Here is a 14,251-nt window from a genome sequence, read left to right on the forward strand (position 1 = left end):
CGGTTGCCCTCCTTCATGAGAAGGAGGGCAACCGGCATGAGAGTCCGCGACATTGACGGCGGCTCAACACCGCCACTGCTAGCCTCGGCCCATGTCTGCGGAGCAATTCCTGACGCTGGACCCGGCCTCGGCCGACTTCGTCGTCGACGTCTCCAACGTCGTCCGCGACGACGCCCTCCTGAGCGCCCGGAAGGCCGACCTGGAGCGGCTCACCGCACTCTGCCGCGCGCTGGCCTCCCACGTGGGCGACCACACCCTGCAGATCTACGCCGTCGTCGACGACTCGCTGCTCACCGACTCCTACCTCACCCGGGCCGAGCGGGCGCAGCTGCACGACTGGGTCGAGGCCGGTCTGATGGAGCCGCGAACGGTCGCGGACGACCGGCTGATAGAGATCGCCGACCTCTCCGGCGTCTCGGTCGTGAGCGACGACGGCTTCGTCGAGTTCCACCGGCGCTACCCGTGGATCTCCGGCAACCGCGACCGCTTCGTGAAGCCCGTCCCCCTGCCCGGCGGCCGGGTCGGGATCGCCCGGCGGGTCATGCCCGTACCGGAGGACTGGCAGATCACGCGCAAGGAGGAGGAACGCCTGCTGCTCTCCGCCGGGATGCTCGACCGGCGCACCGGCAGCGGCCCGCGCCGCGAGTTCCTCGAACGGCTCTGGCGCTGCCCGGAGCGCGGCTGCCGGCTCTTCGAGGGCGGGCGCCGGACGGGCGCGGGGCAGGCGCTGCCGCGGCACGACCGCGGCCGGGCGGTCTGCCCGACGCACCGGCTGCCGCTGATCGACCGCGGGCCGCGCCCGAGCCAGGTCGAGGTCAAGATCCACGTGAACGACGAGGTGCAGACGCGCGTCGTTGTCGTGGCCGGCCACGACGTCGTCGTGGGACGCGACCCGGTGGCCCGCAAGGGGCAGCGGGCCGTCCTGATCGGCCCGTGGCTCACCGGCGCGGCCACCCACCTCGTCAGCCGCTCGCACGTCCGGCTGGCCTGCCACGACGGCGTCCTGGAAGCGCACGACACGAGCACCAACGGCTGCCGGGTCCGCTCGGCCGACGGCGCGGAGCGCGAGGTCCGGCCCGGGCGGACGTGGCAGCTGCGGCGCGGGCAGCGGCTGCTGCTGCACGAGTCCGTGTGGGTCGAGATCAGCGGCCGGACCTTCGTCTTCGAGGGCGAGACGCCGCTCCCGAAGGCGCCCGCGCGCAGCGAACCCTCGGGGCCGACGATGCTCGGGCAGATCCTTCCGAAGCAGGACCACCGCAAGGGCAGGCGCCCGACGCGCTGAGGACCGGTGGTCACCGGGTGGTCACCCGGGGTGGTCGTGGGCGGTCGGGGCGTTCCGGCGGGATCATGGGAGGGTGATCCCGAGCGGGGTGCGCCGATGAACGTGATCACCGACTGGCTGCGCGGACTGTCCGGACCGGTGGTGTACGCCGTCGTCGCGACGCTGGTCTTCGCCGAGGACGCGATCTTCGTGGGATTCGTCGGCTTCGTCGTCCCCGGCGAGACCTCCGCGATCCTCGGCGGCCTCCTCGCCCACCAGGGCAAGGTCTCGCTCGCGTGGATCACGGTCGCCGTCGTCGGCGCCGCCATCCTCGGCGACTCCGTCGGCTACGAGATCGGCCGCCGCTTCGGGCCGTCCCTCCTGCACACGCGCGCGCTGCGCCGCCACGAGGAACGGATCGACAGGGCGCGGGACTTCATGAGCCGACGCGGTTCGGCCGCCGTCTTCTTCGGCCGGTTCATCGCCTTCCTCCGCACGATGGTGCCCGCACTGGCGGGCACCTCCCGCATGCCCTACCGCCGCTTCCTGTTCTACAACGCCGTCGGCGGCATCGCCTGGGGCGTCGGCTGCACCCTCCTCGGCTACTTCGCCGGCGCCGCCTACCGCCGGGTCGAGGGCGTCGCGGGCCGCGTCGCGGCGATCGCGCTGGCCGCCCTCGTCGTCATCGCCATCGTCGCGTGGCACCTCCGCAGGCGCCGAGCGCGGCGCCGCGAGGAGAAGTCCTGAGGCTGCTCCCGCTCCTGGGGGCGCACCGGCGGAATCCCGCTCGTCCCGGACGGGTTCGTGTGGCCGACGTGCCGCGAGTGCGGTGGGGCCGCGTTCCTCTGGCAGCGGTGATCCTCCGGGTTCCGGAGCTGACATTCTAGGTGTTCCGACCCGTGCGGTCGTCCCGCGGGCGGAGCCAGGTCCTCTTCGAGAAGAGGCGCAGCGCCGCTGCGAAGGGGTGTTCGGCCTCGATCCGGGCGGCCTGCTCGGCCGCGCCGGGGTGGCCGCGTTCGTCGGCCCAGCCGTACCACTCGATGGCCGCCCGGTACGAGCCGTTGCGTTCCAGCGCGCGGGCGCCGTCCAGGATCGCCCCCAGGTTGCCGGCCTCGCCGGCTCGGTGGAGCCAGTCGAGCGCGGTCCGGTGGTCCTGGGCGGTGCCCGACTCCAGGTGGAGGCGGGCCAGCTTCCGCATCGCCCCGGTGTCGTTCGCCGCGGCCGCCTGTTCCAGCCAGTGGCGGGTGCGGGCGGGGTCGAGGGTGGCCATGATCGACGCGGCGGCGCGGTCGCCGGCCTCGGCCAGGGCGCGGTAGCGCTTGACGGCCGCCCTTCTGAGCCGCTTGCGCTCCTCGCTCGTGGTGGCGGTCTCGTGCAGTGCCAGTGAGAGGCGGGCGACCTCGCGAGGTGCGGTGGGGTCACCCTGCTGCTCGGCCGCCAGGAAGCAGGTGAGTGCGTGTGCCGGATGGCCGTTGAGCTCGTGGAACTGCGCCTGCTCCCGGGCGGAGAGCGAGGTGGAGGGGATCTGCACCTTCGCGGGGGCCTTCGCCGGCGCCTTGGCGGGCGCTTTTGCGGGTCCCTTGGCCGGCGTGGACGTCTTGGCGGCGGCGGCCTTCTTGGCGGGCTTCTTCGCGGGTGTCTGCACCGGTGCCTTGGCAGGCGCCTTTGCCGCCGCGCCCGAGGGCCCGGGGGTGCGCTCCAGCCCCGTGCGCAGCCGTTCCACTTCCTTGCCGGCCGCAGGGTGGCGCTTCTCGGCGGCGCGCCGGTACCAGGTGAGCGCCTGCTCGGCCCGGCCGGTCTGTTCGAGGAGCTCCGCGGCCAGCAGCATGCCGTGCGCGTGGTCGGCCTGGGCGGCCTTCAGGTACCAGTGCAGCGCCTCGGGGACGCGCGTCTCCTTGTGGTACCAGCTCGCGAGGTCGAACGCCGTGGCGCCCTCGTTGCCCGGTGGTGCGTCCTGGTAGGCGGTCAGGAGCGCGCGCTCGCGCCAGGAGACGCCGGTCTTGGGCCGGGTGCTCCTGAGCCGGGCCACGGCGTCGGTGGCCTGTTGGTTGGAGCCCTTGGCCGTGGCGCGCTCGAACCAGACCAGCGCCTCGGCCCGTCCGGCGCCGCCCGGTTCGGCCTCCGCCAGCGTGCCCAGGCGCATCATGGACTGGGACTCGCCGGCCCGCGCGGCCGACCGGTACAGCGTGACGGCCTCGGGCCCGCGGTGCGGGAAGTACCGTTCGATCAGCTGCGCCGCCTCGCGGGCGGCGGTCGTGTTGCCCGCTCCGGCGGCCAGCAACAGCCAGTAGAGGGTGGCCTGCAGGTCGCCGGTCGCCCGAACGGCCAGCGCGACCTGGCGCATCGCGTTGGCGTTCCCGGCCTCGGCGGCGGCCCGCCACTTGGCCCCGGGCTCGCCGGCGTACGGCTTGGCGGGCTTCTCCTTCGGCGCTGCGGCTTGGGCGGCCGGGGGTTGCTTCGCCGCAGTCCCCTTCGCCGCCGGTTGCTTCACAGCGGGCTGCGTCGCAGCCGGTTGCTTCGCCGCCGTCGGCGGCTGGGTCGTCCCCTGCCGCTTTCCGCTGTCCGTCGGCGACGCCGCGAGGTCGCGGTCCTCGCGGTTCCAGCCGTCGGCGGTGGGGGACAGGCCGGGCGCGGTCGGCGGCACGGTCAGCGATTGCCGCGGACCCCCGGTCGCGGGCCGGCGGCGCAGCGGCTCGCGCAGCTCGTTCGCGACCTGCCAGCGGTCGACGATGGCGGCCAGCACGGCGGAGGGCAGCCAGCCGGTGACGTCCGGTTCGGCGGCCGGCAGCAGGGCGGCGAGCCGGTCCGTGGTCGGCCGGTTCTGCGGGAGGGGTTCCAGGCACGGGCGGACCACCTTGGCGACCGCCGCCGGGAGGCCGTCCAGCCGGGGCCGGCCGGCGAGGATGCCGGCCGTGATCTCCGATTCGGAGCCGGCTCCGAACGGATGGCGGTCGAGCGCCGCGTAGGCGAGGACCAGCCCGAGGGAGAACACGTCGCCTGGCCGTTCCACCGGCCGGTTCCTCAGCTGCTCGGGCGAGGAGAACGCACGGGTGCCGGGGTTGCCCGCCCCGGTGAGGGCGGTCCCGTCGGTGCGGGTGAGGTCGCGGGCGATGCCGAAGTCGATGACGCAGGGGCCGTGGCTGTCCAGCAGGACGTTCGAGAGGTTGAGGTCCCGGTGGACCAGGCCGACGGCGTGGATCCGGGTCAGCGCGTCGACCAGCCCGGCCGCGAGGACCTGCCAGGTGCGCCCCTTCAGCGGGCCGCCGCAGGAGCGGAGCGCCGACCGGAGGTCGATGCCGCGCATGTAGCGGGTGGCGAACCAGGGCTCGTCGGCGGTGGTGTCGGCGTCGACGACCCTGGCCGTGTGCCGGCCGCCGACCGCGCGGGCCGCCCGCACCTCCCGGACGAAGCGTTCGCGGTAGGTGCGCTGGTCGCTCGCCAGGCGGTCCGGCCGGATCACCTTGAGCGCGACCTCGCGCCCCGCCCAGTCGCCCGGCTCGATCCGGCGGGCGTAGTAGACCGTTCCGTAGCCGCCCTCACCGAGTCTGCCGTACAGCCGGTACGGGCCGATCCGCTCCGGATCGGTGTTCCAGAGGTGTTCCAACTCTTCTTCCTCGTCGCCTCTTTGACTGTTCCGCCGGCCTGGACCGGGTCCGCCGTCCGCTTCGGGTTCGCCGGCCGCTCCGGCTCAGCCCGGCCGGGTGGGCTCGTCCGCCGTGGGCGAGCGCCGGGGCGCCTTGGCCTGCACCGCCTCGGGGCGTTCCCCGGGCCACTGCTGGCCGCTGCGGCACAGGACGACGCCGGGGGCGATCAGGATCTCGTCGTCCGGGCCGAAGGGGCGGAACAGGGACTCCCGCGGGCGCTGCGGCGACTCCTCCCGCAGGCGCGGAAGGTCCGTCCAGGCGGTGGGCCGTGCGCCGGGCCGGGCGGTGCGGATCGCGCAGCCGGCCAGGCTGGTGTCGAGCACCTGGAGGGCGCCGCGGCGGGAGGTGAGGACGAGGTGCTCGCGGCTGATCGGTTTGCGGCGCTCCTCGGCGAGGTGGCACGGCTCGATGCGGTCGAGGTTGGCCCGGCCGAGGACGAACTCCACGCGTTCGTCCTGCACCAGGTTGTGCCAGGCCCGGCACTGCCCGTCCACCATGACCTTCAGCTGGACGCGGGGACGGCGCGGCCCGCTGTCGGTGAGCAGCGTGCCGTGCGTGCGGCAGACCACCCGCCGGCGCCGGAAGGCCGGGGCGGGGTGGCAGCCCGGCAGGGGGCAGCGCCAGGAGCGCTCCAGCACCTTGCGCCGCGGCCGGCCCTCGAAGAGCATCCCGTCGCCCCGCAGCCGGTCCTTCTCGCCCTCGCGGGAGATCTCCCGGTCGGAGTAGACCCGCATGTCGCGCGGGACGAGCCGGACCGGGCCGCCGTGCGGGCGCACCGGCTTGAGGAAGCGGTCGCGGTTGCCCTGGATCCACCGGTGCTCCGCCCGGTGCCCGATGAAGTTGTCGCCGCTGACGACCCTGATGCGGTACTCGTCGGCCTGTTCGAGCAGGTCGAGGTCGGCGGTGCCGACCGAGGCGATCAGCCCCCGGTCCCGCCACTCGCGCAGCAGGCGCGGCTCGTCCGGGTGCGGGTACTGCCCGTCGGACTCCGGCCGCATCAGGCTGTCGTCGGCGATCGCGTGGACGGTGACCCGGTCGTCGCCGGTGAACTCCCGCAGGGCGCGCAGGACCAGGCGCAGCCGCCCGAGCGCCCGGGGCGCCTCCCCGCCGAGCGCGGTCTCCCGCACGACGTTCGACAGGTCGATCAGGTAGTCGACGTCCTCGGCGCCGCCGCGCAGATGACGTTCCATCCGCCGGAACTGCGGCTGATCACTGGCCACTTCCACTCCCGCACGCTCCCGCGCCCCGACCGGTGGTACGAGGCTAGCCGGATCGGGCGCGCGGCAAGGGGCAGTTGGTCGATCCCGCCGGGTCTCACCACGGCCGGGCGGCTGCGCGACCCGCCGGCCCTACGGAAAGTCGTAACTCCCGGGGCCGGGTTCCTGCGGCGCGGGGAAGCCGGGGACGTGCGGCGGTCCCGAGCCGAAGCCGCTCGACGCGATGCCGATGCCGATGACGACGACGATCAGCCCGACGACCATGAACACCACTCCCATCGCGACCCGCGCGCCGGAGGCCGCCGCCTGTCCGGCCGGGTTGCGGTCGACCGCCATCGCCACGTGCGGTTCGAGGGGCAGGTAGCGCACCGGCACGTGGTCACCGACGACGCGCGGTACGCCCGACGTCTCCTCGATGCGGATGTCGCGGCCGTCCGCGGTGCGGAACCCGATGATCGTGTGCCGCACGTGGCGGCCCGGGTCGGACAGGTCCGAGCCCACCCGCCGCTCGACCGTCACGTACGTCTGCAGGCACCGCCCCTCGGCCGGCACTCCGTCCTGCAGGATCCGCGCCCGCCGGTTGGCCCCGCCGGCCACGCCGATCGCCGACGCCAGGCCCGCCCCGGCGAACACCAGTCCGACGATGACGAAGAACACTCCGATGAAATTGCCGCTCTCCGACACGTTCCATCCCCCCGTGGATGCCAGTCGAACGCATGAACTCCGGTGTCCAGGACGGACGTCGGGCGCCATCCGGTTCCCGCCCGAGGGAGCCGGTCGGCCGAAGCCGGTCAGCCGGAGCCGGTCAGTCGGGCCGGGAGTTCGCCGGCTCGCGGTCGGGGAAGGCGGCGAGGAGGGCGAGCCAGAGCTGGAAGCGGTCCTGCATGGACTGGAGGGAGCGGCCGGTGAGGCGTTCGATCCGGTCCAGGCGGTAGCGGACGGTGTTGCGGTGGACGTAGAGGCGGTCGGCGACCGCCTGGACCGAGCAGTCGGCGGCCAGGTAGGCGTGCAGGGTCGTGACGAGGTCGGCCTGGTTGGCCTCGTCGAAGCGGGTGAGCGGGCGCAGCACCTCGGTGGCGAGCTGCTTGAGCGGCAGATCGGGGCTGGAGAGCAGCAGGCGCGGCAGGTTGAGCGGGTCGCCGGTGTGGATGCCGGGGCCGCGGGTGAGGGCGGCCTGGGCCTCGAACCAGCTCCAGCGCAGGCCGTCGACGCCCCGGTAGCAGCCGCCGATCCCGACGGAGGCGCGGGTGTCGAGGCCGGAGAGGGCGGTGCCGAAGCGCCGGGCGAGGGCGTCGACGGGGGCGGACTGCGGGACCACCGCGACCAGGTACCGGTCGACGACTGCGGTGAGCACGGGTTCGGGGGAGTCGGGGCGCCCCGGCGCCGGTGACGTGAGCCAGGGCAGCCGGGCGAGCCGCCGGTCGGCCGCGGGCCCTCCGCCGTCCGGTCCGAGGCTGCCCAGGATGACCCGGTGGGCGGTCTTGGCGTCGAGCCCGAAGGCGGCGAGCCTGCGCTCGGCGGCGGCCGGGGCGATCACGTCCCGGACGATGTCCTCGACGACCTGGCCGGCCAGTTCCCGCCGCCCGGCCAGGTGGGCCTGTCGGCGGGCCAGTTCCAGGCCGACCAGCCGCACCGCGTACGGCAGCACGTCCGCGGCGTCGCCGGCCGACCGCAGGCAGAGGAACGCCGCGAGCATGCCGTCGACCTGGACCGGCAGCCGGACCGGGCCACCCGGCGACTCCGCGAAGTCCGGCCCGGCCGCCCGGACCTCCTCGATCAGTGCGTCGGACCGCTCCGGGGCGGCGGCGAGGACCGTCCCGTGCCGGTCGAGCACGGCGACCTCGGACCCGCACGCCCGCCGCAGCACCCGCAGCAGCGCGCCGAGGCCCTCGTCGCCCAGCAGCGCCTGGACCAGCAGGTCGTGCTGGTCGACGAGCCGCCGCTGCGCGCTGTGGTCCTCGGCCGCGATCCGCTCGGCGACCAGGCGGTTCACCGCGATGAACGGCGTCTCGTACGGGACTTCCAGGACGGCCAGGCCCAGCCGCCCGGCCTCGGCCACCGTCGCCCGCGGGACGGTCGGGTGGCTCAGCCCGGTGCCGAAGCCGACCGCCGACGCGCCGGCGGCGGCCACCCGCTGGACGAAGGCGGTCTGGGCGGCGGCGGTCCGCTGCCGCAGGCCCGTGGTGAGGAGCAGCTCGCCGCCCGTCATCCACGGCGTGGGATCGGCGAGTTCGGTCACCGCGACCCAGCGCACGACGCGTTCGGCCCCGGCCGGGCCGGTGCACAGCCGCAGGCCGAGGGCCTCTTCCCGAAGCAGTTCGCGCAGGGTCACCGACATGCGCCGGACTGTAGCGCCGCACAACTCGGCGGCGGAAGACCGTGCGGGCGTCCATAGCCGGATCGGGGGAATCCCCCTAGGTTTCCGAGCGCCGAGCCGTTCGTCCGTTGCATGACACCCACCCGAGCGCCATCCGGACGGCAGCGACGACGGGACACCGACCAGGAAGGCCGCAGGACTTGATGAGCGACGACCACGCGCCCCGACCGGCCCCGCCGCCCGCGGCGGTCCGGCTCGAAGCGCTCGCCAAGAGCTTCGACGGCCAGGTCCGCGCGGTCGACGGCGTGGACCTGGAGATCGGCGAGGGCGAGTTCTTCGCGATGCTCGGCCCGTCGGGCTCCGGGAAGACCACGGTGCTGCGCATGATCGCGGGCTTCGAGTCGCCGACCGCCGGCCGGGTCCTGCTGGGCGGGGCCGATGTCACCGGACTCGCCCCGTTCGACCGGGACGTCAACACGGTGTTCCAGGACTACGCCCTCTTCCCGCACATGACGGTCGAGCAGAACGTCGGCTACGGACTGATGGTCCGCCGGGTGCCCAAGGCCGAACGGGCGCGGCGGGTGCGCGCGGCGCTCGCGATGGTCCGGCTCGACGGCTTCGAGCGGCGCCGCCCGGCCCGGCTCTCGGGCGGCCAGCGCCAGCGGGTGGCGCTCGCCAGGGCGCTGGTGAACCGGCCGAAGGTGCTGCTGCTCGACGAGCCGCTCGGCGCCCTGGACCTGAAGCTGCGGCACGAGATGCAGGCGGAGCTCAAGCGGATCCAGCGCGAGGTCGGGATCACCTTCGTGTTCGTCACCCACGACCAGGACGAGGCCCTCACGATGAGCGACCGCGTCGCGGTGTTCAACGCGGGGCGGATCGAGCAGGTCGGCTCGCCCGCCGAGGTGTACGAGCACCCGGCCACCGCCTTCGTCGCGGGCTTCGTCGGCACCTCCAACCTGCTGGACGGCGCGGCGGCCGAGCAGGTCGTGGGCGAGGCGGGGCCGTTCAGCATCCGGCCGGAGAAGATCCGGATAGCGCACCCGGACGATCCCGCCGGGCCGGACGAGCTGTCGGCGACCGGGCGGGTGGCCGAGGTCGTCTACGCGGGCGGCCACACCCGGTTCCTGGTCGACCTGGAGGCGGGCGGGCGGCTGACCGCCGTCCGGCAGAACCTCGACGAGGGCTCGGCCGACGTCGTCCGCCACCGGGGCACGGACGTCGTGCTGGCCTGGCAGCGGAAGCACACCGTGCGCGTCGGCCGGTAGTCCACCCCGCAATTCCTCTCCCCTGAAGATCGGAGACACCCCATGCGCATCCCCTCGATCGCCCGCACCGCGACGACCGCCGCGACCGCCGCGGTCCTCCTGCTCGCGGGCTGCAGCAGCAACACCGCAACGACCGGCGCACACGGCCCGAACCCGCCGAAGCTCCCGATGCTCCAGTCCCTGGGCGCCGGCGAGGGCCAGGTCAACCTCGTCGCCTGGGCCGGCTACGCCGAGGACGGTGCGGACGACAAGAACGTCGACTGGGTCCACCCCTTCGAGCAGCAGACCGGCTGCAAGGTCAGCACGAAGACCGCCGGCACCTCCGACGAGATGGTCTCGCTGATGAAGACCGGCCAGTACGACGCCGTCTCGGCCTCCGGCGACGCGACGCTGCGCCTGATCGCCTCCGGCGACGTCGCCCCCGTCAACACGAGCCTCGTCCCGATCTACGCGGACATCTTCGAGGGACTCAAGAACCAGCCGTGGAACTCGGTGGGCGGCCAGATGTACGGCATCCCGCACGGCCGCGGCGCCAACCTACTGATGTACCGCACCGACAAGGTCTCGCCGGCGCCGGACTCGTGGAGCGTCGTCTTCGACGGCGCCTCGTCGTACGCGGGCCACGTGACCGCGTACGACTCCGCGATCTACATCGCCGACGCCGCGCTCTACCTGATGAAGACCAGGCCCGAACTCGGCATCAAGAACCCCTACGCCCTCGACCAGGCCCAACTCAAGGCAGCCGTCGACCTGTTGAAGACCCAGCACAAGTCCGTCGGCGAGTACTGGAACGACTACCAGAAGGCGGAGAACTCCTTCAAGACCGGCGACACCGTCGTCGGCACCACCTGGCAGGTGATCGCCAACCTCGCGCAGGCCGACAAGGCCCCGGTCCAGGCGGTGCTGCCGAAGGAGGGCGCGACCGGCTGGTCGGACACCTGGATGGTGTCGGCGAAGGCCGCGCACCCGAACTGCGCCTACCAGTGGATGAACTGGATCGTCTCGCCGAAGGCCAACGCCCAGGTCGCCGAATGGTTCGGCGAGGCCCCGGCCAACGCCAAGGCCTGCGACCAGACCGCGGACAAGAACTTCTGCACGACCTTCCACGCCACCGACGAGCCGTACTGGAAGAACGTCTACTACTGGACCACCCCGGTCAAGAACTGCCTGGACGGCCGCAGCACCCCCTGCACCGACTACGCCGCCTGGACCGCCGCCTGGACCGAGATCAAGGGCTGACCGGTGACGATCGACGTGGCCGCCCCGCCCCTGGCCCGACCCGGGCGGCGCGGCGGCCTGCGCCGGGCGGCGTCCGTCCTGCACCGGCACGCCGGCCTACGGCTCGCGCTGCTGCTGGCGGCGCCGATGGCCTGGCTCGTGCTCGCCTACCTGGGCTCGCTCGCCGTCCTGCTCCTCTCCGCCTTCTGGACGGTCGACGACTTCACCTCCGACGTCGTCCGGACCTGGAACACCGCCAACTTCACCACCGTCCTCACCGAGCCGGTCTACCGGGCGATCGCCCTGCGCACGCTCGGCATCGCCGCCGCCGTCACGGTGATCGACGCCGTGGTGGCGTTCCCGATGGCCTTCTACATGGCCCGGATCGCCCGCCCGCGCACCCGCAAGCTCCTGGTGGTCGCCGTCCTGACCCCGCTGTGGGCCAGCTACCTCGTCAAGGCGTACGCCTGGCGGGTCATCCTCGGCCAGGGCGGCGTGCTGGACTGGCTCGGCGCGCCGCTCGGGCTGTCCAGCCCCGGGTACGGCACGGCGGCGGTCGTCGTCGTCCTCGCGTACCTGTGGCTGCCGTACATGATCCTGCCGGTGTACGCGGGGCTGGAGAACCTGCCGGCCAACCTCCTCGACGCCTCCGCCGACCTCGGCGCCTCCGCCGGGCGGACGTTCCGCTCGGTAGTGCTGCCACAGGTCCTGCCGTCGGTGTTCGCCGGCTCCGTCTTCACCTTCTCGCTGAGCCTCGGCGACTACATCGCCGTGCGGATCGTCGGCGGGAAGACGCAGATGCTCGGCACCGCGATCGCCGACAACGTGACCCTCGACCTGCCGCTCGCCGCCGCGCTGTCCTGCGTGCCCGTGGTGATGATCGTCGGCTACCTGCTCGCCGTGCGCCGCACCGGCGCCCTGGACTCGCTGTAGGGGGCGAACACCAGTGATCCTCTCCCGCCGCGCCCGGATCGCGCTGCGCACGGCCATGATCGCCGGCCTCGCCGTCGTCTACCTGCCGCTGCTCCTGGTCCTGGTCAACTCGCTCAACAAGGACCGCTCCTTCGCCTGGCCGCCGACCGGACTCACCACCGAGTGGTGGGTCCGGGCCTGGCAGTCCGACGGCGCCCGCACCGCGCTCGTCACCTCCGTGCAGGCGGGCGCCGGGGCGACGCTGGTCGCGCTCGTCCTCGGCACCATGACCGCCTTCGCCGTCCAGCGCCACCGCTTCTTCGGCCGGCAGACGGTATCGTTCCTCGTGATCCTGCCGATCGCCCTGCCCGGCATCGTCACCGGCATCGCCCTCAACGCCGCCTTCCGCACGGTCCTCGGCCCGGCGGGCATCGGCTTCGGGCTGCTCACCGTCGTCATCGGGCACGCGACCTTCTGCATCGTCGTCGTGTTCAACAACGTCGTCGCCAGGCTGCGCCGCATGTCGCCCTCGGCCGAGGAGGCCTCCGCCGACCTCGGCGCGCATACCTTCCAGACCTTCCGTTACGTGACCTTCCCCGCCGTGCGGTCCGCCCTGCTGGCGGGCGCGCTCCTGGCGTTCGCGCTCTCCTTCGACGAGATCGTGGTGACCACCTTCACGGCCGGCCCCGGCGTCCGGACGCTCCCCGTGTGGATCTACGCCAACCTGGCCCGGCCCAACCAGGCGCCCGTCGTCAACGTCGTCGCCGCGGTCCTGGTCCTGCTCTCGGTCGTCCCGGTGTACCTCGCCCAACGCCTTTCCGCCGACACCCCTGGAGGCCGGTCGTGATCCCGTCGGAACGCACGGGGATGCGCTTCTCCGTCAACATCCCCAACTTCGGCGACTTCGCCGATCCCCGCAACGTCGCGACCGTGGCCGTGGCCGCCGAGGACACGGGCTGGGACGGGCTGTTCGTCTGGGACCACGTCCTGCACCGGCACCACCAGGGACGGCCGTTCGGCGACCCCTGGATGCTGCTGACCGCGGCCGCGCTCGCGACCACCCGGATCCGGATCGGCACCCTGCTGACACCGGTCCCGCGCTACCGCCCGCAGCAACTCGCCCGCCAGGTGGCCACCCTGGACCACCTCAGCGGCGGGCGGGTCGTCTTCGCCGCGGGCCTGGGCGGCCCGGTGGACGACGAGTACCGCAGCTTCGGCGACACCGCCGACCCGCGCGTCCTGGCCGAGCGGCTCGACGAAGGCCTGGACCTGCTGCGGCGCTTCTGGTCCGGCACCCCGGTGGACCACCGGGGCACGCACTACGAGGCCCGCGACGTGACGTTGCTGCCCGCCACCGTGCAGCGGCCCGGCCCGCCGGTCTGGATCGGCGGCTTCTGGCCGCGCCGGCCACCCATGCGCCGCGCGGCCCGCTTCGATGGCGCGGTCCCGCTCTTCGAACGCGCCCGGCACGGCCACGTGCCGGACGCGGCCGAGGTCCGGGACCTGATCGGCTACGTCCGCGGGCAGCGCACGGCCGAGCCCGACCGCCCGTTCGAGTTCGTGCTCGGCGGAGCCACGCCCCCGGACGCGGCCAGGGCCAGGGACCTGATCGGCCCCCTCCACGACGCCGGCGCCACCTGGTGGGACGAACGCCGGCTCCAGACCGGCCCCGACCTCGACCGCCTCACCCCGGTCCTGCGCCGCATCGAGGCCGGCCCGCCGGTGCTCTGACGACCCGCCCGCCGCCGGCTCGGGCCGCGCATGCGACCGTTCCCCTGCATCGTCAACCATGCCTGCAGTAGCCGGACGGGTTGGCGGCCGGCGGAAAGCACTGGTACGGCAAGTCCGCGGCGTGATGGCTCAGGAAGCGGCCGATGCACCGGTCCTGGCCGACGCGGCCGTGTGTTGCGCAGAAGGCGAGAGCCGCGGAACCGTCGCTGAAGGGACCCGGGTCGTAGACGACCCAGTACCCAGGGCGCAGTGAGGCGAAGTCGTCGCTCCGCAGGACCTGGGCCGTCGGTACGTCGGTCCTGACCTGTGCCAGCCGCTGGTCGCGAGTGGCGATGCCCGTGGAGACCGGTTCGGAGTAGAGCTGTGCGATCCAGCTGTCCGCGCCGCCTTCTCCTGCTTCGGCACCTGGTGTGGCGGATGCCGGCGCAGTTGCCGGAGCAGGAGAAGACGGGGGCCGGCTCGACGCTGGTTCCGGGGTCGGCGTGGGAGTCGGAACCGAGACTCCGACGGGTGATCCGGGGGATTGCGAGGCCGAGGAAGGGTGCGAGAAGGCGCCGCTGATGAAGGCCACTGCGATCGCCCCCATGGCCGCGATGATCGCCGCGGCAATCTGAACGGTGTGCTGCTTCAACCATGGGTCGGAAGAAGGAGAAGCCACGTCACGCCCCTGCGCCAGTCATCGGATC

General features: G+C 73.5%; 12 protein-coding genes. 7 read left to right on the top strand and 5 right to left on the bottom strand.

Annotation, left to right across the window (positions count from 1 at the left end):
- Positions 1 to 91 precede the first annotated feature (91 nt).
- Together ACFVSN_RS18575 and ACFVSN_RS18580 are read left to right on the top strand one after the other, a co-directional pair.
- Positions 92 to 1,282 carry a hypothetical protein gene (locus ACFVSN_RS18575; RefSeq protein WP_387956152.1) on the top strand — a complete coding sequence of 397 codons (1,191 nt, stop codon included), beginning with the start codon at positions 92 to 94 and terminating at the stop codon, positions 1,280 to 1,282.
- 96 nt (positions 1,283 to 1,378) lie between these two features.
- Positions 1,379 to 2,008, top strand: a complete 630-nt coding sequence (locus ACFVSN_RS18580; protein WP_380500392.1) for a DedA family protein — start codon at positions 1,379 to 1,381, stop codon at positions 2,006 to 2,008.
- Positions 2,009 to 2,144: 136 nt separating this feature from the next.
- Here ACFVSN_RS18580 and ACFVSN_RS18585 read toward each other — a convergent pair whose 3' ends face one another.
- The 4 genes from ACFVSN_RS18585 to ACFVSN_RS18600 form a co-directional block, all read right to left on the bottom strand.
- On the bottom strand, positions 2,145 to 4,865 hold the full coding sequence (locus ACFVSN_RS18585; RefSeq protein ID WP_387956154.1) for a protein kinase: 2,721 nt from the start codon (positions 4,863 to 4,865) through the stop codon (positions 2,145 to 2,147).
- Between the two features lie 84 nt (positions 4,866 to 4,949).
- Entirely contained in the window at positions 4,950 to 6,125 is a 1,176-nt protein-coding gene (locus ACFVSN_RS18590; protein ID WP_387956156.1) for an FHA domain-containing protein, read from the bottom strand.
- Positions 6,126 to 6,254: 129 nt separating this feature from the next.
- A complete protein-coding gene (locus ACFVSN_RS18595; RefSeq protein WP_387956158.1) occupies positions 6,255 to 6,806 on the bottom strand; it encodes a DUF3592 domain-containing protein in 552 nt (183 codons plus the stop codon).
- A 121-nt stretch (positions 6,807 to 6,927) separates the two neighbouring features.
- A complete protein-coding gene (locus ACFVSN_RS18600) occupies positions 6,928 to 8,460 on the bottom strand; it encodes a PucR family transcriptional regulator (protein WP_387956160.1) in 1,533 nt (510 codons plus the stop codon).
- A 182-nt stretch (positions 8,461 to 8,642) separates the two neighbouring features.
- Between ACFVSN_RS18600 and ACFVSN_RS18605 the strand changes: the two genes are divergently transcribed.
- The 5 genes from ACFVSN_RS18605 to ACFVSN_RS18625 are packed head-to-tail and all read left to right on the top strand — an operon-like array spanning position 8,643 to position 13,565.
- The gene (locus ACFVSN_RS18605) at positions 8,643 to 9,704 is read left to right on the top strand and encodes an ABC transporter ATP-binding protein (protein ID WP_380492051.1); all 1,062 of its coding nucleotides are present in this window, start codon (positions 8,643 to 8,645) and stop codon (positions 9,702 to 9,704) included.
- Between the two features lie 42 nt (positions 9,705 to 9,746).
- A complete protein-coding gene (locus ACFVSN_RS18610; protein WP_387956162.1) occupies positions 9,747 to 10,943 on the top strand; it encodes an ABC transporter substrate-binding protein in 1,197 nt (398 codons plus the stop codon).
- Positions 10,944 to 10,946: 3 nt separating this feature from the next.
- Positions 10,947 to 11,855, top strand: coding sequence for an ABC transporter permease (locus ACFVSN_RS18615; protein ID WP_387956164.1), 909 nt, complete (start codon positions 10,947 to 10,949; stop codon positions 11,853 to 11,855).
- Between the two features lie 55 nt (positions 11,856 to 11,910).
- On the top strand, positions 11,911 to 12,681 hold the full coding sequence (locus ACFVSN_RS18620; RefSeq protein WP_380492183.1) for an ABC transporter permease: 771 nt from the start codon (positions 11,911 to 11,913) through the stop codon (positions 12,679 to 12,681).
- Positions 12,682 to 12,701: 20 nt separating this feature from the next.
- The gene (locus ACFVSN_RS18625) at positions 12,702 to 13,565 is read left to right on the top strand and encodes an LLM class flavin-dependent oxidoreductase (protein WP_387956225.1); all 864 of its coding nucleotides are present in this window, start codon (positions 12,702 to 12,704) and stop codon (positions 13,563 to 13,565) included.
- A 52-nt stretch (positions 13,566 to 13,617) separates the two neighbouring features.
- On the opposite strand, the gene ACFVSN_RS18630 is transcribed toward ACFVSN_RS18625, so the two are convergent.
- On the bottom strand, positions 13,618 to 14,196 hold the full coding sequence (locus ACFVSN_RS18630; RefSeq protein WP_387956166.1) for a hypothetical protein: 579 nt from the start codon (positions 14,194 to 14,196) through the stop codon (positions 13,618 to 13,620).
- Between the last annotated feature and the right edge of the window lie 55 nt (positions 14,197 to 14,251).

It is taken from the genome of Kitasatospora sp. NPDC057904, from assembly GCF_042887925.1.
In the GTDB taxonomy this organism is placed as follows: Bacteria; Actinomycetota; Actinomycetes; order Streptomycetales; family Streptomycetaceae; genus Kitasatospora.